The sequence below is a fragment of the Pseudonocardia adelaidensis genome, from assembly GCF_039543345.1.
In the GTDB taxonomy this organism is placed as follows: domain Bacteria; phylum Actinomycetota; class Actinomycetes; order Mycobacteriales; family Pseudonocardiaceae; genus Pseudonocardia; species Pseudonocardia adelaidensis.
In genome coordinates this window covers 16362-34879 of sequence record NZ_BAABJO010000032.1, presented here as the reverse complement: position 1 = coordinate 34879, position 18518 = coordinate 16362, and the positions used below count along the sequence as shown (strand labels likewise).

Below are 18518 nucleotides of genomic sequence, written 5' to 3'. Positions count from 1 at the left end.
GCCAACGGTCCTCGCCGTCTGTCGGCCGATGACTGTATTTCCTGCTCGACGCTCATGTCACGCTCTCGCTTGGTTCGATGGGCGCATTCCGCCGCCGACGCAGCCATGCCGGTAGCCCGACTGCCACGAATCCCACGAAGAGCGGGGTCACGACGTAGAACCAGTCCCCCCAGCCGGACTCCCGCCAGTACTGCGGGAGCTCACTGGTGGAGCCGCGCCAGACGAGTCCTTCCGGATCGGTCGTCGGCCGCTGGAACGACGCCGCGACGACGCTTGTGATCCCGGGACGGCGTGCCCCGATCTCAGTCGGGTCGACCTCGTGGAACTCCAGTTCGCTCCAGTCGACGCCCCCGACGATGTAGCGCCTCTGCCACAGCGCGTCGCCATGCCGTTCCTCCCGGACCACGTCCAGCTCGTGGTTCCGAAGGGATTCGACGTACCTGTCGAACACCTCGCGGGGCGACCAGCCGACCCGGGAGACCCACGGGCTCACGTCCTCGCCGTCGACGATCCCGTCGACCGGCGTGGGTTCGCTCTCGCTGCGATCGCGATACCAATCGGCTGCCACCCGGCTCGGGTACACCCGCCTGAGACCAGCGAACTCGGGCGATCCGTTGACCGCACGCTCGATCTCCGGGCGAACCAGATCACGCTCCAACGTCTCGTTGTGTTCCACAATGCTCGGCGGCACGCCGTGGCATTCACCCGGAACCTCGACGCCGATCTCCGGCGGAACAACCGACTCCGTGTGTACCTGGAGCGGAGCGTCGAGGATGTGGAGTCTGCCGTCCTTCTCCGAGACGGTCGCCGGCCCGGGAACGATCCAGTACCGCGTGAAGCTGCAGATCCCGTCGCGGTAGTGCTCGACCGAATCCCAGAAGCGTTGCCCGAGCGGGGTGTCCGGATGCAGGAGGCGAGCACTCACCTTCTTCATCTCCAGGTCGGCTTCCAGCAAGATGCGGCCGACGTCGGTCCTGGCGAGCCGCGGGTCGACGATCCGATCCGGTTCATCCGGGTTGAGGTTGACCCAGAAGCTCGACGGCGGCAGCGCCAGCCAAACGAAGAAGGCATCGGATGCCTGTCGGTCTCCGGCACCTGGGTCGTCCAGGAGTCCACGACCGACGCCAGGTCTGCTGGAGAACGCGTACTCGAGGCCGTCACCGGCGTCACTGTCCCGGATGTACCGGAGTTCGAGCGACGAGAAGTCCACGCCACCGGTCGGGTCGAGCGGCGGTGGCCCACCGAGCGGCACCGACGGCTGGCCACCGATGACGTCCTTTGGACCGGTCCGATCGAGCGGCGGCGGTTCGCCGGCAGACGCCGACGGCCGGCGGCCGATCACGCCGTCCGGTCCAGGCCCAGGCGGCGGCGGTGGGTTCGGTGGCTGCCATGGGAGAGACGGATCCGGCAGCGGTGACTGCGGAGGTGCCCCAGGCGGCCCGGTGGCACCTAGGCCTTCGCCCTCCGGCCCCCGCCCCGGCTCGTCGCGGGGTCTGCATTCCTCGCCGGTGGGGCGATCCGCGGGCGCTTCGGCGTCCGGCACTACCTGTTGGACGATCTCGTCAAGGTTGCCGGCGAGCTCCTCGACCTCCCCGAGCAGTTCTTCGAGCTGTTCCAACTCATCTTCTGTAGGCGTGGTGACCGTCGCCTCCATCTGCGCCTCCCAGAGTCCGCGATCCTGTTCGTCGCGAGTCGCTGGATGCGCGGTGCGATCATCGTCGGGCAGCGTCAACGAGTAGGGGCTTTCGACGAGTGGAACGTCGACTGCGAGGAGCTGTGGCGGCCCGTCCGCGCTCACCACGACGTGCCGGCTGCCGTCGGACCAGGCCTGCCCCGCTCGGCCATCGATGTCGCGGTCACCCGTCCGCGTCCACGACTCGTCACCCGGCGGAGCCAGGGCGCGGCCGAGCGACGAGGGCGTGAGCAGGTCGATCGACTCGACCCCGGTCGCCCAGGCAGGTGGATTGGCAATCCACTTGCCGGCCAGCCCGCCCGCCTCGACTGGTCCGTAGCCCATCCACCATTCCGGTTTCCCCTGATCATGGTGTCTGCACCGACGAACCCGATCTCGGCCGCCGCCCCGAACGGACGCTGCAGGCGGCCGTATGCGGTCCCGTCGGCGGCGACGGTCACGTCGAGATCGGTGTCCAGGCCGCCGGAGTCGGTGACCGTGCCGTGGTAGCGCACCCCTGCCCCGGAGCCGACCGTCGCGCCGGCGTGCTGCACGACGTGCAGCGTCCCCGCGGCGAGTACCGCGATGCCGCCCGCGGTAAATGCCGAGACCAGCACAAACGCGGTGATGAGGATCGCGGTGCGGCGGCGCCACCAGGGCGCCTCACCGGCCAGCATTGGTGATCCCATGTTGTGGTTCCCCCCGGGGCCAGCTCAGCAGTCGACCGTTTGACGGTCGTGCCCCGCCTTCTCGTTCTCTTCCTGGTCCTGCTCCACGACTGCCTTGGCCTGATCCACGAGTTCCTGCAAGTTCCCGACCAGCTCCTCGAGCGCTTCCATCTCGCCGTCATCCGACTCCGCGAGCGAAAGCTGCACCGTCGGCTCCTGCGGCGCGTCGGACTCCGAGCGCGGATCGTCTGCCGCAGCGGCGACCGGCTCCCGTGCGGCAACGCCGATCAGCGCGGCACCCGCACCGACGAGCACAGCCAGCACGAGGACCGCACCACCGAACAGCCACCATCGCCGGGATCGAGACCCCGCCCATCCACCGTGCCCGAACGCACGCATCGAATCCCCCTGTTTCCCGCGGATGCCCGCCGGCTAGAGCGGCCCCAGGCAGAGCGTGAAAGGTTCCTGCATCGGCCCGCGGCCGTTCTCCATCAGCCTCATCGTGGCCGCTGGTGTGTCCTGGCAGGCGGTCACGGCTGCCGCCCAACCGTCCGCACGCCCGTGAACCCGGTAAGCCACCTCTGGAGCTGAGCAGCCGACGATCACCCACTCCGGTGTCGCACCGGTCTCCGCGATGCAGTCACCCGGTCGCGCCAGCTCGACGAACGTCTGAGGGTCGACCCCGGCGGGTCCGAAGCAGAAGTAGATGTTGTCCAAGGACAGCTGCGCCAGGCCGCCCTTGCCATCGAGGCGCCACTCGTACTCGACGGTGGTACCCGGGACGGACGCGCACTCGTTCAGCGCGACCGCATACCCCTCGACCCGATGCAGGACCTGCAGCTGCGCCGCCGGATCCGCGCAGTCAACCCGCACATGCGATCGGCCGTCCCCCTCCGTGTAGGCGCAATCGCCCAGCTGTGCCGTGTTGATCGCCGTCGTCGGGTCGGCGTCGGGCGGCCCGAGGCAGTACTTGTGGGAGTCGTCCCAGTCCTGATAGACGGTCGTCACGGCCGGAATGTCACGGCAGAACTCGGATTGGCTCCGGACGTCGAGGACCCGCAGCGCACCGGGTTCCGTGCAGTCTGCCGATCGGAAGTCCTCACCGCCATCAGGCTGTACACAGCTATCGTTCTCGAACACCGGCCCGGCACAGCCGGTGGCGCCGAGCACGGTGACGAGCACGGCGACCGCGAGCAAAACCAGCGCACGACCTCGGAAGTGCCGTCGCGCCAGACGACCGCTTCCTGATCCCGTCAATACGCCCCCTGTCGCTACTGCCTCAGAAACGCCCGCGCCGCGACCTGAACGTGAGTCGACGCGTTGGCGAAAGTCTGATCGCAAATCTATCAGACGTGCACTTCACGCCAGGATGGCTTATTTCTTGCCAGATTACCATTTCTCCCTTGACAAACCGCACGGTCGAGGCTTTCGCCCACCTCTGGTCTGTAAGAAGATCGGTGTGACTCCTGATCGTGGAGGTAGCGGTGGTGGCCACCCGGGCCGTGGGTGGCCGCCGTCGTGGACGCTGACCGAATGCGCGGGCCCCGGACTGGCGACCGAGTACGTGCCTGGCCCGTCTTTGCGCGCGGCGGTGTCCGTCGCCGGGGGAGTCATGCATTAGGCACACGCCTCCTGCTTGGCTGATCTCCAGGTTCGATTGGGGCCGGAAAGGGCCAACCCGTGCCAGGTCTCATACTCATGACGGCGTCCGGCACACACGGCATCTGCGACGCCTATGGCATGGTCGTCGCCGAGTACCTGGCAGTGATCGTGCCGGCGTCCCGCCCTCACTGAGCGACGCAGGTTGAACAACAGCGCACCGTTGCAGGTCTCGCGCCGATATCGGCGATCTTGCGCTGACCTCGCCCCACGCACTCCGTCATCCGATGCTGAGCGCTCCGGATGCTCCTACTGTGCGCTGTGTGGCGGACGAGCATGGGGCGTGGCGCACGTTCGGCGAAAAGACGATCTACGAGAGCAGCCCGTGGGTTCGCCTGGGGCTCGTCGACGTCGAGGCGCCGAACGGCGAGCGGTGGGACTACAACGTCGTCCACTTCGGACGGATCGCCGTCGCGATGATCGTCGACGAGGATGCCGACACCGTGCTCATGCTGCACCGCTACCGCTTCCCCACAGATCAGTGGGGGTACGAGCTACTCGGCGGGCTGGTCGAGGACGGCGAGGACCCGGCCGCCACCGCGGTGAGGGAGGCTGTCGAGGAGTCGGGTTGGTCCCCGGTCGGGCCACCGGAGGAGCTCATCGGGTTCGAGCCGCTACCCGGTAACGCGACCGCTCATATGTCGGTCTACCTGTGGCGTCAGGCGGAGCGGGTCGGCGAGCCGACCGACACGGAGGAAGTGGGCCGCGTCGAGTGGGTGCCCCTCGCTCGCGTCCCAGAGCTGGCGCGGCGAGCTGCTCGGGAGCGGCGCGTTGGTGCCGTTGCTCTACTACCTGGCCACCCGCAACCCGCGGCCGGCGTGACGGACGTCGATCATGCTGCCTGACCCTGCGGCAGGACCAGACGATCGAGGCGCCGAAGCTGGCGCTCCGAGCTGATCTGCCGGGCGATCGCCCTGGCCTCGCGCGCGGCCGAGCGCGGCGTCCCGGTCGCCCGCGGCGGCGTGGGCGTACGCGAGATCGACCAGGAGTCGGGACCGTGCGCGCGCCCACGTCGGTGGTAGCCGCGCGAGTGCCGCCGTGAGCTGGTTGAGCGCATCCGCGTCGCCCACCAGGGCGAGCGCGTTCCCGCGCCACCGGTCGAGGTGCGCCCCGCCGAGGAACAGAAACGGCAGCGCCGGATCGACGGGATCGGCGGGAAGCAGGCCGTAAGCGTCGTCGAACGCGCGCAGTGCGGCGTCCCGGTCGCCGGCGGCAGCGAGCGTCTCGCCGTGCGTGGCGGCGAGCCACGCGCGCATCAGGGCCGGGCCGCCGGTGGCGATGCTGCGGGCGTACGCGGCCTGCTCGACGGCAGGAGCCGTGCCGTCCAGCGCGAGCAGGATCACCGTCTGTTGTGCGGTGGCGTGTGCAAGGAGCAGCGGCGATCCAGCTTCGCGCGCGGCATGCTTCGCGCGCTCGTGGTGCGCCCACGCCTGTGTGTGGTCCTCGCGGTCGAGGGCCTGCCACCCTGCGAGCGCTGATGCCTCCGTGAGGGCCCCGGCAAGTGCGGTTCGCTGGCCGACGGCCGGCAGGTGCGCGAGCAGCTCCTGCATGTGGTCGATCTGGTGGCGAAGTTGATCGAGATGATGCACGCCGCCGAACTGTCGGTCGAGTACGCGGGCCTGCTCGATCTGGCCGTGGAACGCGGCGACGGTGACGGCATCGACGGAGCGGGCGACGGCGATGCGGTCCCGCAGCTCGTCAGCGGGACCGTCGGTGCGCTCGTCGGGGAAGCCGAGTTCGGCGTTCGTCCGGCCGTAGATCTCACGGAACAGTCGCCGGTACTCCGGTAGGCCGACCGATTCGTGTCCGTTCTCCCACCGGGACAACTTCGTCTTGAGACTGGTCGACGTCATGATCGTGATTGGCCCTGGCGGCACGGGTAGACGACGTTCGTGCAACCGCACGTGCAACCGCACGTGCTAACGGCCCTCGCCGGGTCGCGATAGGCCCTTGTGACTCGGGACCGGAGGCGCCACAGGGTCGGCCCGCACGGGCACGCTCCGCCCCCGCCGCCCACATCCCACGCCGCTGCCCGGCGGGGGCGGACGGCGTGTCTCGGGTGCCTCGTCATCCTCGTGCTGCTGGCCGCCGTGGGCGTCCTCGTGCTGCTCGGGGCCGTGCCCGTGCCGTGGCCGTGGTGGTAACGATCGCGCCACGATGCCGTGGGAGCGCCCGTGCACTGTGAAGAGCGCGAGAGAGCACGCGAGAGCATCCGTACCAAGATCGGCTTTGCCTGCCCTGCTCCACTTGAACCCGAGCCCCGGTGCGGGGCCAATCGGACAAGCGGAGGTGCCCGGTGACCCCGGAGCTGTGGGTGATGTTGACGGTCGGGATCAGGACCGCTCGGGACAGTCGCGGCTGGGTGGATCTCGCGCCACCGGAGAAGGCCGTAGACGTGCGAGAGCCCCGGTCGCCGTCCGAGTAGACGGGCCGGGGCTCTCGTGGCCGTAGCGAGCAGCAGGGGGCTACTCCGGCGCGCGGTCGTCCTCCCAGCCGGGCACCGTCTTGCCGAGCTTGGTGAGGATCCGCGCGAACTGGGCGTACATCGCCGGGTGATACCGCTTGGACGCGGGGTTGTTGTTCACGTAGGTGTGGAGGTTCCCCTTCGCGTCGGGGTCGTCGCTCGTTATGTGGATGCTGCCGTCGTCGGCCGCCCACAGCGACACATCGCTGAGCTTGATCGACTTGATGTCCGGCTTCGTCGTCGCCATGTCACTCCTTCCGTCGGGCGCTAGCCCGCGTTACGCCGCCGGAACGGCACGACGTTGCCCCCCGATCGGGGGTGGGGTCTGGCGCGGTCGGGCGCGCGCGAGCGGGACGGCCTTGCCGCCTTCGGCTTCGTCGATGTAGTCCGCGTAGATCGTCAAGGTGGTCACGTAGCTCTCGTGCCCGAGCCACTTCGACACCTGCATGCAGTGCGCCCCCGCCGAGAGCGAGAGCACCGCGAACGTGTGGCGGAGGTCGTGCAGCCGGACACCACGCACCCCCGGCGCCGGCAGCCCCACGGCCGTCAACGCGGGCTTGAGGTAGTTGGCGTAGAGAGTGCCCGGCTCGACCGGCACGCCCCAGTTGTAGTTTGCGGGAGCGGTGGCCTCCGCGCGTGACAGGCCCGGGGCGGTGCGCCCGTAGCGGGCGGGGAACAAGGGCGTGTGGGTGGTCGCGCAGGTACTCGCGGAGGTCGTCCACGAGCCACGAGTCCAGCGGCACCACGCGCCGCGACTTCCGGGACTTCGGCCTACCGGTCTCCCACCCGCCGCGGAGGTACGCGAGCAACCGCCTGGCCCATCTGAACCCGCCCGAGGACGAACCGCCGGAGGAATGGGACGACGGGCCGGACGGCGACGGCGCGGAGCGGATGTTCGGAGCCTAGGGTTCGCAGCCACCAGTGCGTCTACTTCGGACGGAAGGTCCACGTACCGGCGACGTACCGGTGAGACGGCTACCCACCGGCGTCAACGAGGTGACACCAGGTGAGAGCCGGTAACCCTGCAATGTGGCCGCTACCAGCGTCTCTGTGGCGTTCGGAGCCGCGAACGCGCTGGTAGCGGCGGTGCCGTTCCTGCGGAAAAATCGTCCTCATAATCCGTCAGGTCGTGGGTTCGAGTCCCACCCGCCCCATCGCGATGCCTCGGATGCTCCGGCGGCACTCGGTCGGGATCGCGTGACCCTCGGAGTCCACCGCAACCGGATCGTTATCCGGTTGTGGACCAGGAAGGGCAGAACGGCGACGGCGCCGGAGAGTCCTCACCCACTCCAGGTCCTGCACAGCCTGGCCGAGAACGCTGAAGACCCCCTCCTCCGACCATTTCGACGACCTGATCGTCCCGGATCGCGGCGCCCATACGGTCCAAGGTGCAGGGGGGCGAATGCGCCAGCCGCATCGCGCAGACGTACTACCCCCGACGTCACGCCGCCGGTCCGGCCGGGCGGGCGGGGCAGGGCGGGTAACGGCGTGGCGTCCAGCATCGACATCGCCGGCGTAATCCACGCCCCCGGCCAGCAGGAACGCGGCGGGGGCGGCTCGAGCTCCCCGATCGGCGTGTCGCACGCTGCCAGCCCGACCCTCGCACTGGAGGTCCCTGCCGAACTGCGCGTCGCAGCTGCGACAGCCGGCCCGGATGTGCAACGGCCTGCGTGATGCCCGCGAAGCCCCCGCGGGCCGCCCGTCCAGCACTCCGGCCACCCACACCTTGGCGGATACCCCGATCCGCTTCGGCAGGACCGTGCCGTGGCACCGCCATGCACAGTCACTGCCGGTCAACCACTCAGGAGAGGCACGTTGAAGAGGACTGCCGCCGTGGCCGCCGCCACGTTCATCTCGCTCGCCATGGCGACGACGCCCGCGTGGGCCAGCGACCCGATCGGAGGGCCGAACCGCCACGGGTGCGACGTCGAGCAGACGGTCACACCGCCGCTGCCGCCCACCCCCGAGGTGCCGCCCCCGCCGCCGCCGCCCGCGATCGACGTGCCCCTGCCCACGACCGACCCGCAGCCCATCCACACCGATGCGCCGCCGCCGGCCGCGATCGAGGCGCCTGCCGAGCCCACGAGGGCCAAGCCGCAGCCTCCCATCGAGGACGAGCGTCCCGCGCCGCGGACCCGGGACGCCGAGCCGGCGCCCGCCGAGGATGACGGGCCGGACCAGGGTTCTCCTGACGACGACGTCGTCACCGGGGACGTCGAGCCCGCTGCCTTCGTCAGCGACCTCGGCCGACCCGACCGGTGCGGCCAGAACGGGCGCGACCACGACGGGCGCGACCACGGTGGGCGCGATCAGGACCATCACGGGCGGGGTGACTGGCCCTCCTGGCAGATCGACTGGCCCTCCTGGGGTGACCACCCCGTCTTCGTCAACTGCGCCCACGCACGCGCCGTCGGCGCGGCCCCGATACGCGTGGGAGAGCCCGGCTACCGGCTGGGCCTGGACAGCGACCACGACGGGATCGCCTGCGAGAGCGGCGGCGGCGATCGTCACGACTCGGACGACGGCGACAGCGAGAGCAGCGACGACGGCGAGAGCGACAACGACGGTGACAGCAGCGACTCGTCGAGCGACGACAGCGACGACGACTCGTCGGGCGGCAGCGCCGTCTCCGTGAGCGACTACAGCTACAGCGGCTCCATCCCGGTGCCGGTGGGCGGCGTCGCCACCGGCGGCGGGCCGGCGAACAGGTGAGGTCCCTCGTCGGGCTCGGGGCGCTCGCCGTCCTCCTGGTCGGCGGGTGCTCCGCACCTGCCCCCGAAGCACCCGCTCAGCCGCCGACCCCGCCCGCCGTGGCCAACCCGGTGTCGATCTCGATCCCGAAGCTCGGTGCCGAGTCCGACCTGATGTACCTCGGCCGGGACGCGACGGGCGCGCTCGAAGTGCCGCCGGTCGAGCACCCGGAGGTGGCGGGCTGGTTCGCGGGTGACGACATCGACGAGGACGGCGACGAGACGAAGCCGGGCCAGCGCGGCTCCGCCGTCGTCGCCGCCCACGTGGACGGTCGGGGCCCGGACGGGCAGCCCGGGTTCCCCGGGCTGTTCGCCCACCTCAGCTCGCTCGTGCCGGGCGACGAGGTGCTCGTCGAGCAGGAAGGCGGCACGACCCTGCGGTTCGTCGTCGAGTCGGTGGAGGCGTTCGAGAAGGTCGCGTTCCCCGGCGAGCGGGTCTACCTGCGTGACGACGCGGTGCGGCTGAACCTGGTGACGTGCGGTGGTTCGTTCGACGAGAAGGCCGGGCATTACGTGGACAACGTCGTGGCGTTCACGAAGCTCGCGCCCGATACCGCTGCGGGCGGCGAGTAGCAGAGCCGGACGGGGCCCTCCTACGGCCGGCCGTTGCGCTGGCGGGTGGCCTCGTACAGGGCGACGGTGGCGGCGCTGGCGGCGTTGAGCGAGCTGGCGGCGCCGCCGATCGGGATCCGCGCCATCGTGTCGCAGCCCTGCCGCCAGCCCGCGCTCAGCCCGGAGGTCTCGTTGCCGATCACCAGCAGCGTGGGACCCGTCAGGTCCACCTCGGCGATATCGGTCGCGCCGTCCTCGTCGGTGCCGACCACGGCCAGCGGGTGGCCGGCCGCCCGCTCCCGTTCCACCCAGTCCAGCACCTCGCGGTGGGAGCGGACCCGAACCACCGGCACCGCCATCAGCGATCCCGTGGAGGCGCGCACGGCCTTGGGGTCGTACGGATCGGCGGCGTGTCCGGTGGTGATGAGCCCGGCGCCGCCGAAGGCGTCCACCGAACGCACCATCGTGCCGATGTTGCCCGGACCGGTCGGCCGATCGAAGACCACGCCGAGGAACGCCGGCGTCATCTCGATCCGGGACAGCTCGTCGGCCGGCAGCGCCACCACCGCCACCAGTTCGGGGACCTCCTGCTCCTTGCCGCTCAGCTCGCGCAGCAGCTCGGGTGCCATGGCCACCCGCTCACCGCCGGCGCTCGCCAGCATCTCGGCCGCCCACCGCGACAGCGGCCGTTCGGCGTCGTGGATCAGCGCTCGCACCGGCCAACCGTGCTCCACCGCCAGGCTGATCGGCCGGACCCCTTGCACGAGGAACTCGCCCGCCCGCTGCCGCTTGTTCCGGCTCCGCAGCAGCGCCTCCCACTGCTGGAACCGCGCGTTCGGCCGGGAGATCCGCAGCGCGCCACCCACCGAACCGTGATCACGCGGCCGGTCCTCGTGGAGGCGCACGGCTCGTGAACGGGTCCCCTGACCGAAGTTGCGACGTGCGGCCACGGCTCCAGTCTCCTCGCTGGATCAGGAGCCCCCTTCACCACCCAGGACGGCTCACCGGCCCGACCTACTCGGGCGGCAGGGTCCACAGTCCACGTGGCTTCCGGCAGTGCGTCCCCCGGTGCGGCCGGTTCAGGGACTCCTTCACGAGCCACCACGCCTCCGGCTCCGTGTCGGCCCACCCGTGCGACGACTTGCCGCCGTCGAGAACGACGGTCCAGCGGTACCGGCCGCTGCGACGGCTGAAGTTCACCGACGCTCGCCCTTGCTCACGAGCGATCGCCAACCGCGCTTCTGCCTCGTCTGCTGCCTCGCCCATAGCGCAGCCGCCTCCCGGGGTCTCCGTCCACCAGAACGCCATGTTCGGCAGCGTATCGAACATCGAGCAGTGTCACACCGGAACACGGGATTTTATTCTGCCTATGACAAGGACCAGCTACCACACACAGGAAGCTCTACCTACCGTCGAGCCGTGGCCGCCCGCCAACCCCTCATCACCACGCGGGACCTGGCGCGGCATCTCCAGGTGCATCCTGAGACCGTCAGGGAGTGGGTGCGGGACGGCCGGATCACTCCGGCCGCTACAACCCCCGGCGGACAGTTCCGCTTCGACCTTGACGACGTGCTGAGGCAGTTGGGCCAACCCAGGAAGCGCCCGGAGACCGACTGACACGTCGAACGACCCCGCGGGGGAAGCCGTGCTCCTCCGTCGATGTCGCGACTGAGTACGGTCGGCCCGTGACGAGGGACGTGATCCCTGATCGGTCCACCGCCTTCGGCGAACGCGTCCGCCGGCGGCTGACCGAGGAGATGGCGATCTGGCTGACGACGGTCGGGCGCGACGGAACCCCGCAGCCGAACCTGGTCGGGTTCCTCTGGGACGGTGGCGACGGCCTGCTGACCTACAACCAGGCAGGGGCGAAGCGGCTCGCGCACATCCGGCGGCGCCCGCTGGTGTCGCTCCACTTCGACAGCAACGGCGGCGGCGACGTCGTGGTGCTCTCCGGCACCGCCGAGGTCGTGGACGACCAGCCGGCGGTGCCCGACAACCCCGCGTGGCTGGAGAAGTACCGCGAGGCCATCGACGCGCGGTTCGGTGACGCGGTGACGTTCGCGGCGGCGTTCCCGGTCCCGGTCCGGATCCGCGTGACCCGCGTGCGCGGTTCGTGACGTCCCGGAGGCCGCTCCGGTCGGAGCGTCAGGAGGCGCGGCGCCGTCGCCCCGGGTCGGCGAGGACGGACGCGCCGTAGCCCGTGTCGTCCGGGTTGAGGTCGACGCCGGGTGCCACGACGCGGTCGATGCGGTCGAGTACGTCGGGTTCGAGGGCGATGTCCGCGGCGGTGAGCTGGCTGTGCAGGTGCTGCGCGGTGCGGGGGCCGATGATCGCCGCGGTGACGGCGGGGTGGGTGGTGACGAACGCCAGCGCCAGCTGGATCAGCGTCAGGCCGGCGTCGTCGGCGATCCGGGCGAGTTCCGTGACGGCGTCGAGCTTGGCCTGGTTGCCCGGGACGTCGAGGTCGTAGTGGGAGAGCGTGGTGGGGAACTGCATCGTCCGCGTGCGGTGGCTGGACGGGTCGACGGCGTCCCGGCTCCAGCGGCCGGAGAGCCAGCCACCGGCCAGCGGGCTCCAGGCGAGCACGCCCATGCGGTAGGTCTCGCAGGTGGGCAGGACGTCGGCCTCGACGCCCCTGGCCAGGAGGGAGTACGGCGGCTGCTCGCAGACGAAGCGTTCGCGGTGCCGTCGCTCGGCCGTCCACTGCGCCTGCACGATCGTCGACGGGGAGAAGGTCGACGAGCCCGCATAGACGATCTTGCCTGCGCGGACGAGGTCGGACAGCGCACCGAGGGTCTCGTCGAGGTCGGTGGCGGGATCGGGGCGGTGCACCTGGTAGAGGTCGATGTGGTCGGTGCCCAGGCGGCGCAGGCTCCCCTCGCAGGCCCGGACGATCCAGCGCCGCGAGGCTCCGCGTTCATCCCGGCCGGGGCCCATCGGGCTCGACACCTTGGTCGCCAGGACGACCTCGTCGCGCCGTCCGGCGATCGCCTTGCCGACGATGGCCTCGGACTCGCCGCCCGAGTACACGTCGGCGGTGTCGATGATGTTGACGCCCGCGTCGAGCGCCGTGCGGATGACGGCGATCGAGTCGTCGTGGTCGGGGTTGCCCCACTTCCCGAACATCATCGCGCCCAGGCACAGCGAGCTGACCTGGACTCCGGTGCTTCCCAGCGTGCGGTACTGCATGACGTGGACGGCCCTTCTGTGGACGCGGCAGCGCGGCGGAACGGCCGACGCACGGTCATCGGTTACCGTCTCCGGTAGCGGAGTCGGCTCCGGTTGCTGGCCACAAAAACCGGAGCCGACTCCGGATGGCAAGTAGGGAGGAAGTGGCACATGACCGATCCGTCCGGCCGTCGGGTCCGGGCCGACGCGCGGGCCAACGAGGACAAGCTGCTCGCCGCGGCCGCTCTGGCCTTCGCCCGGGACGGTGCCGCCGCGACCCTGAAGCAGATCGCGAAGGACGCGGGCGTCGGGATCGGCACCCTGTACCGGCGCTTCCCGACCCGTGAGCAGCTCGTGGACGCCACCTACCGCTACGAGACCTCGCGCCTCGCCGCCCGGCCCCGATCCCTCCTCGACGAGCTGCCGGCCGACCGGGCCCTGCGGTCGTGGATGTCCGAGGTGTTGGACCACATCGCCACCAAGCACGGCATGGCCGGCACGCTCAGATCCCTCCTGCGGAGCGACGAGCACCTGGGCTCGCGGACGCGCACGCAGCTGACGGATGCGGTCGAGGAGTTCCGCGTCGAGGGCATCGCCCAGGGGGTGATCCGGCGGGACGTGCCCTCCGGCGACATCCTCGCCGGCCTGGCAGGCGTCACGCTCGTCGCCGGGGCGAGCGATCAGCGGGAACAAGCCGAGCGCTTGCTCGACCTGTTGATGGACGGCATCACCCGCGCGAGCGGATGGCGCGAGGGCGCGGAGCGGTCATCGCCCTGATCGGGCGGGTGCATCAGCACTCCGACGATCGGTCCGAGTCCCCTCGCAGCAGCACGCCACACCGCGTACGGCGCGTCGAGATCGGGGACCGGTCGGCGCCGCCCGCGAGCGGGAGTGATCCCCTTCCGCCCTCCGGATCCTGGGTTGACGCCGGCGCCGCGCCGCCGGACGGTCAGGGGGTCCGGCGCGGTGGGGAGGGGTTCGGGTGGGTCTGATGCGGTCGCGCTCGGGACTGGCAGTGGCCGTCTCCGTGGTTCTCGTCGCGCTCTCCGCGTGCGGGGGCCGCTCGACGCAGGCAGGGGAGCCGGACCCGGAGGCCGCCGCGGACCGGACGGGCCCGCCGGCCGCGGGCACGTGGGAGCGCGTCAGGGTGCACGGCACGTCGCTCGAGGGCAACCTGTTGGGCGAGACCGCCGATCCGGATGTCTCGATCTACTTGCCGGCGAGCTACGCCACCGCGCCCGACCGCCGGTACCCCGTGGTCTACGTGCTGCACGGATACACCGGAACGGACCTGTCGTACTTCGGTCCCGGTAGCCGCGGGCTGGACAAGATCGCCGACCGCGTCTTCGGCAGCGGCAGCGCGCGGGAGATGATCCTCGTGATGCCCAACTGCATGAACCGTTACGGCGGCTGCATGTACTCGAGCTCGGTGACGGCCGGTGACTGGGAGGGCTACGTCGCCGACGACCTCGTCGGGTACGTGGACCGGACCTACCGCACGATCGCGGCCCGGGAGAGCCGCGGGCTCGCCGGCCACTCGATGGGCGGCTACGGGACGATCCGCATCGGCATGAAGCGCCCCGACGCCTTCAGCGCGCTCTACGCGCTCAGCTCCTGCTGCCTGAACGAAGGAACCATCCGCCCGCCGGCCGGTGGTGTGACGCCCCTCGCCGAGTCGATCGGGAGCCCCGACGAGGCTCAGGGGGACCGGGCTGTCATGGGCACGCTGGCCCGGGCCGCCGCCTGGGCCCCGAACCCGGCGAACCCGCCGTTCTTCTTCGACCTGCCGACGAAGGGTGGCGAGGTGCAACCGGAAATCGCCGAGAAGTGGGCGGCGAACTCGCCGGTCGCCATGCTCGACCAGTACGTCGGGAGCCTCGGGAAGTACACGGCGATCGCGCTCGACATCGGGCTGCAGGACAGCCTGCTCGCCGGCAACCGGGTCTTCGTCGAGCGCCTCACCAGGTTCGGCGTGCCGCACACGTTCGAGACCTACGAGGGGGACCACACCAGCGGGATCGCGCAGCGGCTCGAGGAGAAGGTCCTGCCGTTCTTCTCCCAGCACCTGGAGTTCGCCCCGTAGCCGTGCCGCGTGCCGTGGTCAAGACGGCCGTCGGCCACCGCCCGATCGTTCGGGCCTCAACATCATGGCCACGATCCGGTACAGCTGGGCCTCACTCATCCCCGTGTCGACCTCGACGGCGGGCAGCCCGGCGTGCTTCGTCTCGGCGGCAAGGCGATCGGTGAACATCCGGTCCCGCTCCAGCAGGTTGCGCTGGGCGCGCGTCGGATGGCTGGTCCGTCCCGGGATGTCCCACGCGGTACCGCGGCTGTTCAGGGCAGCCCAACGGAACCGAGGTGTGGGCAGCAGCCAGACCGCGTGCGTCGGATCGCCGAGCAACGGCCCGACCAGGCGGGGTAGTAGCCGGAAGCCCTCGGCGACCACGCCGGGCTCCATCGGCAGTTGCAGCAGGTCCTCCACGATCAGCTCGAAGCCCTCACCGCGATACCAGTGAAAGGTGTCCAGCATCGTCTCCGGAGATCGGTCCACCCACCGCTCGTCCATGCTCATGTGCATGAAGCGACCGAGCTCAGGGGCGTCCTCCGGCGTGCTCCGCCGGGCGTGGTCGGGCATGACGTCGTCCGTCGCGTAGACCGACAGGCCGTACTCTGCCGCGAGACGCCGGGCGATGGTCGACTTGCCCGCGCCACTGCCGCCCCCTATCCAGTAGACGTTCCGAAGCCGAGCCTGCAGCGTGGTCGTCGATCTCATCTCGGTGCCGATGATCCCCTGCGGGAGGATGGCGACGTGGCCGACGACCCCACGGCGATCGAGTTCGGCCGTTCCGAGCTCCGGGCGATCGCCGGCTACGCCGTCGCATGCGCGCGGCCGGCGTTGGCGATCTTCGAACGGGACCGTCCGGACGATCGGCGCCCGCGAGCCGCGATCGACGCTGCGCAGGCGTTCGCGGACGGCGGCGAGCGGACCACGGCGCTGCGCGGCACCGCGTGGGCGGCGCACCGGGCGGCTCAGGAGGCCCGGGACGCGGGACGGGCTGCGGCGAGCGACGCCGCGCGGGCGGCCGCTCATGCGGCCGGCGCGGCCTACCTCCACCCCCTGGCGAAGGCGACGCAGGTCAAGCACATCCTCGGATCGGCCGCGCACGCCGTACGAGCGTTCGAGCTCTCCGCCGGAAACAACCCGACCGTCGGGGCCGACCAGATGGCGCGGGCGCGCAGCCTCGCGCATCCCGTCGTGGTGGACGTCCTGAGGCGCTACCCGGCGGCCCCAGGGGGCGGTGGGCGGGTCGGAGAGCTGCTGCGTCAGCTGGACGCGTCACTACGGTGACCGGCCCGGTCCCCTCGCAGCACCACGCACACCGCGCACGGCGCGTCGTCCTGCTCCCCGTCGATCCCCTCGACCATGCCCCGGCTGCGGATCTCACCCGCGTACCGCATGCCGATGCGCTCCATCACGGCGCGGGAGCGCGCGTTGTGCCGGACCGTGCACGACACCACGGCCCGCGCCCCGAGAGCGTCGAACGCGAACGCCAGCCCCGCGCGGCCGATCTCGGCCGCGTGGCCGCGCCCCCAGAAATCGCGCCGGAGCGCCCATCCGATCTCGAGCCAGTTCGCGTGCGCGAGGAACGGGCGGTGGACGTCGTACACGGCGCGCACCCACGGCTCGGCCGGAGGAGGCGGTAGATCTGGCCCCGGTCGTCGTCGACCGGTGTGCGTGACAACCCGCCGCGACCGACGACCTCGCCGCTCACCCGGTCGTACGCGATCCACTTGTGGACGGGTCGACGGCCCCGTCCACAAGTGGATCTTGCACGCGGCAGAGGGTCCCGACATCGCGACGATGCCGCATCCGAATTGCTGGACGGGGCTGCGCCGGCTCAGTTCCCGAGGGGCAGGCACTCGGCGAGCAACCCGACGACGTCGCGCCAGGCCCGCTGGGCGTGCCGCGGGTGGTGGCCGACGCCGGGGAGGAGGGTCTGGTCGGTGCGCGTCATCGGGTGGTGGAAGGCGTGCAGAGCGCCGCCGTAGACCACGAGGCGCCAGTCGACGCCCCCGGCCTGCATCTCGGCAGCGAACGCGTCCCGTTGCGCGGGCGGCATGATCGGGTCCTCCGACCCGACCGCGGCCCACACCGGGCACCGGATGCGCGCCGCCTCGCCCGGGCGGCCCGTGATCAGTCCGTTGACGGTGGCGATCGCGCGCAGATCGACGCCGGCGCGCCCGAGCTCCAGCGCGATCGCGCCCCCGGTGCCGTAGCCGATGGCGGCGATCCGGTCGGCGTCGGTCCGTGGCTCGGCGCGCAGCACGTCGAGCGCCGCGTGGCCGATGTCGCGCATCCGGTCGGGGTCGGCGAGCAGCGGCATGCAACGCGCCAGCATCTCCTCCGGGTCGGTGAACCAGCGCCCGCCGTGGATGTCGAAGGCCAGCGCCACGTACCCCAGCTCGGCGAGGGCGTCGGCCCGTCCGCGCTGGACGTCGTCGAGCCCCGGCCCCTCGGGTCCGAGCAGGACGGCGGGCCGGCGGTCCACGCCGGCCGGGAGCGCGAGGTGCCCGACCATCGTCAGCCCGTCGGCCGGGTACTCGACCGTGCGCGTCGTGACCGTCGTCATGAGGCCGGACGGTAGTGATCCTCGAGCGCGGCCGGGCCCGTGTTCACCGCCGGCGGAACGTGCCCGCCCCGACCGCAGCAGGCGTTCCGGCCATAGAGTCGACCACCGTCGTGAAGGAAGGGCGGGGGCACATGGGCGGACGGCTCGAGGGCAAGGTCGCACTGATCACCGGGGCGGCGCGGGGGCAGGGGCGCAGCCACGCGCTGCGGCTCGCGGGCGAGGGCGCGGACGTGATCGCGGTCGACATCTGCCGCCAGATCGACACGGTCGCCTACCCGCTCGCGACCGCGGCGGACCTGGCCGAGACCGTGGCCGGGGTCGAAGCGCTCGACCGCCGGATCGTGAGCGCCGAGGTGGACGTGCGGGACGCCGAGGCGATCGCCGCGGCGGTCGCCGACCGGGGCGGAGGAGCTGGGTGGGGTCGACATCGTGCTCGCCAACGCCGGCGTCGGCATGATCGGTCCGGACGTCGCCCCGGCCACCGCGTTCCGCGAGGTGCTCGACGTGAACCTGGTCGGCGTCTGGAACACGGTGCACGCCGCGGCGCCGCTCATGATCGAGCAGGGGAGGGGCGGCTCGATCGTGCTGACCGGATCGACGATGGCGCTGATCGGGCGCGGCGGTAGCGGGGACCCCGGGGCGGACGGCTACGTGGCCAGCAAGCACGCCATCGTGGGGCTCACGCGGAGCTGGGCGAACTGGCTGGCGAGGCACAACATCCGGGTCAACTCGGTGCACCCGACCGGCGTGAGCACGCCGATGATCCACAACGAGGCGCTCCAGCGGGTGCTGGCGTCGCTGCCGGCGGACGGGCCGGACATGACCAACCTGCTCGACGTCCCGTTGATCGAGGTGGAGGACGTCAGCGCGGCCATCGCCTGGCTGGTCTCCGACGAGGCCCGGTACGTCACCGGCGTGGCACTGCCGGTGGACGCCGGCATGACCGTCAAGTAG

General features: G+C 71.1%; 20 protein-coding genes and 1 pseudogene. 9 read left to right on the top strand and 12 right to left on the bottom strand.

Going from position 1 to position 18518, the window contains the following annotated elements; translation table 11 throughout:
- Positions 1 to 52 precede the first annotated feature (52 nt).
- From ABEA81_RS32355 to ABEA81_RS32345, 3 genes are all read right to left on the bottom strand, one after another.
- On the bottom strand, positions 53 to 2017 hold the full coding sequence (locus ABEA81_RS32355) for a hypothetical protein (RefSeq protein ID WP_345610424.1): 1965 nt from the start codon (positions 2015 to 2017) through the stop codon (positions 53 to 55).
- A gap of 368 nt (positions 2018 to 2385) precedes the next feature.
- Positions 2386 to 2664: a hypothetical protein gene (locus ABEA81_RS32350; RefSeq protein ID WP_345610423.1), complete on the bottom strand. Its 279-nt coding sequence runs from the start codon at positions 2662 to 2664 to the stop codon at positions 2386 to 2388.
- 108 nt (positions 2665 to 2772) lie between these two features.
- Positions 2773 to 3522 (bottom strand): LppU/SCO3897 family protein, encoded by a 750-nt coding sequence (locus ABEA81_RS32345; RefSeq protein ID WP_345610421.1) that lies wholly within the window; start codon positions 3520 to 3522, stop codon positions 2773 to 2775.
- Positions 3523 to 4262: 740 nt separating this feature from the next.
- Between ABEA81_RS32345 and ABEA81_RS32340 the strand changes: the two are divergent.
- A pseudogene (locus ABEA81_RS32340) lies at positions 4263 to 4821 on the top strand (NUDIX hydrolase).
- Here ABEA81_RS32340 and ABEA81_RS32335 read toward each other — a convergent pair.
- The 3 genes from ABEA81_RS32335 to ABEA81_RS32325 form a co-directional block, all read right to left on the bottom strand.
- Positions 4788 to 5909, bottom strand: a complete 1122-nt coding sequence (locus tag ABEA81_RS32335) for a tetratricopeptide repeat protein (protein ID WP_345610419.1) — start codon at positions 5907 to 5909, stop codon at positions 4788 to 4790. The pseudogene ABEA81_RS32340 and the gene ABEA81_RS32335 sit on opposite strands and share 34 nt — an antisense overlap.
- A 555-nt stretch (positions 5910 to 6464) precedes the next feature.
- Complete coding sequence (locus ABEA81_RS32330; protein ID WP_345610418.1) at positions 6465 to 6710, bottom strand: hypothetical protein; 246 nt, start codon at positions 6708 to 6710, stop codon at positions 6465 to 6467.
- A 30-nt stretch (positions 6711 to 6740) separates the two neighbouring features.
- Positions 6741 to 7142 (bottom strand): site-specific integrase, encoded by a 402-nt coding sequence (locus ABEA81_RS32325; protein ID WP_345610416.1) that lies wholly within the window; start codon positions 7140 to 7142, stop codon positions 6741 to 6743.
- A gap of 1136 nt (positions 7143 to 8278) precedes the next feature.
- Here ABEA81_RS32325 and ABEA81_RS32320 point away from each other — a divergent pair.
- Positions 8279 to 9175, top strand: a complete 897-nt coding sequence (locus ABEA81_RS32320) for an excalibur calcium-binding domain-containing protein (protein ID WP_345610415.1) — start codon at positions 8279 to 8281, stop codon at positions 9173 to 9175.
- Complete coding sequence (locus tag ABEA81_RS32315) at positions 9172 to 9786, top strand: sortase domain-containing protein (protein ID WP_345610413.1); 615 nt, start codon at positions 9172 to 9174, stop codon at positions 9784 to 9786. The genes ABEA81_RS32320 and ABEA81_RS32315 overlap by 4 nt, the downstream gene beginning before the upstream one ends.
- A 20-nt stretch (positions 9787 to 9806) precedes the next feature.
- Here the strand turns inward: ABEA81_RS32315 and ABEA81_RS32310 are convergent, their stop codons facing one another.
- On the bottom strand, positions 9807 to 10631 hold the full coding sequence (locus tag ABEA81_RS32310) for a TrmH family RNA methyltransferase (protein ID WP_345610412.1): 825 nt from the start codon (positions 10629 to 10631) through the stop codon (positions 9807 to 9809).
- 148 nt (positions 10632 to 10779) lie between these two features.
- Positions 10780 to 10965 (bottom strand): hypothetical protein, encoded by a 186-nt coding sequence (locus ABEA81_RS32305; protein ID WP_345610411.1) that lies wholly within the window; start codon positions 10963 to 10965, stop codon positions 10780 to 10782.
- Here ABEA81_RS32305 and ABEA81_RS42810 point away from each other — a divergent pair.
- Both ABEA81_RS42810 and ABEA81_RS32300 read left to right on the top strand, forming a co-directional pair.
- Entirely contained in the window at positions 10897 to 11382 is a 486-nt protein-coding gene (locus ABEA81_RS42810) for a helix-turn-helix domain-containing protein (protein WP_425570767.1), read from the top strand. The genes ABEA81_RS32305 and ABEA81_RS42810 overlap by 69 nt on opposite strands.
- 68 nt (positions 11383 to 11450) lie before the next feature.
- Entirely contained in the window at positions 11451 to 11882 is a 432-nt protein-coding gene (locus tag ABEA81_RS32300) for a TIGR03667 family PPOX class F420-dependent oxidoreductase (protein ID WP_345610409.1), read from the top strand.
- Positions 11883 to 11910: 28 nt separating this feature from the next.
- Here the strand turns inward: ABEA81_RS32300 and ABEA81_RS32295 are convergent, their stop codons facing one another.
- Positions 11911 to 12954, bottom strand: coding sequence for an aldo/keto reductase (locus tag ABEA81_RS32295; protein ID WP_345610407.1), 1044 nt, complete (start codon positions 12952 to 12954; stop codon positions 11911 to 11913).
- Positions 12955 to 13104: 150 nt separating this feature from the next.
- On the opposite strand from ABEA81_RS32295, the gene ABEA81_RS32290 reads away from it, so the two are divergent.
- Positions 13105 to 13710: a TetR/AcrR family transcriptional regulator gene (locus ABEA81_RS32290; protein ID WP_345610405.1), complete on the top strand. Its 606-nt coding sequence runs from the start codon at positions 13105 to 13107 to the stop codon at positions 13708 to 13710.
- 238 nt (positions 13711 to 13948) lie between these two features.
- Positions 13949 to 15016 carry an alpha/beta hydrolase gene (locus tag ABEA81_RS32285; protein WP_345610404.1) on the top strand — a complete coding sequence of 356 codons (1068 nt, stop codon included), beginning with the start codon at positions 13949 to 13951 and terminating at the stop codon, positions 15014 to 15016.
- 18 nt (positions 15017 to 15034) lie between these two features.
- Here the strand turns inward: ABEA81_RS32285 and ABEA81_RS32280 are convergent, their stop codons facing one another.
- Positions 15035 to 15706, bottom strand: coding sequence for an AAA family ATPase (locus tag ABEA81_RS32280; protein ID WP_345610403.1), 672 nt, complete (start codon positions 15704 to 15706; stop codon positions 15035 to 15037).
- 36 nt (positions 15707 to 15742) lie between these two features.
- On the opposite strand from ABEA81_RS32280, the gene ABEA81_RS32275 reads away from it, so the two are divergent.
- On the top strand, positions 15743 to 16282 hold the full coding sequence (locus tag ABEA81_RS32275) for a putative immunity protein (RefSeq protein WP_345610401.1): 540 nt from the start codon (positions 15743 to 15745) through the stop codon (positions 16280 to 16282).
- Here ABEA81_RS32275 and ABEA81_RS32270 read toward each other — a convergent pair.
- Complete coding sequence (locus ABEA81_RS32270; RefSeq protein ID WP_345610400.1) at positions 16258 to 16611, bottom strand: GNAT family N-acetyltransferase; 354 nt, start codon at positions 16609 to 16611, stop codon at positions 16258 to 16260. The two genes, ABEA81_RS32275 and ABEA81_RS32270, sit on opposite strands and share 25 nt — an antisense overlap.
- A 221-nt stretch (positions 16612 to 16832) precedes the next feature.
- Positions 16833 to 17564 carry a dienelactone hydrolase family protein gene (locus ABEA81_RS32265; RefSeq protein ID WP_345610399.1) on the bottom strand — a complete coding sequence of 244 codons (732 nt, stop codon included), beginning with the start codon at positions 17562 to 17564 and terminating at the stop codon, positions 16833 to 16835.
- Positions 17565 to 17993: 429 nt separating this feature from the next.
- Between ABEA81_RS32265 and ABEA81_RS32260 the strand changes: the two genes are divergently transcribed.
- Positions 17994 to 18518 (top strand): SDR family oxidoreductase, encoded by a 525-nt coding sequence (locus ABEA81_RS32260; protein ID WP_345610397.1) that lies wholly within the window; start codon positions 17994 to 17996, stop codon positions 18516 to 18518.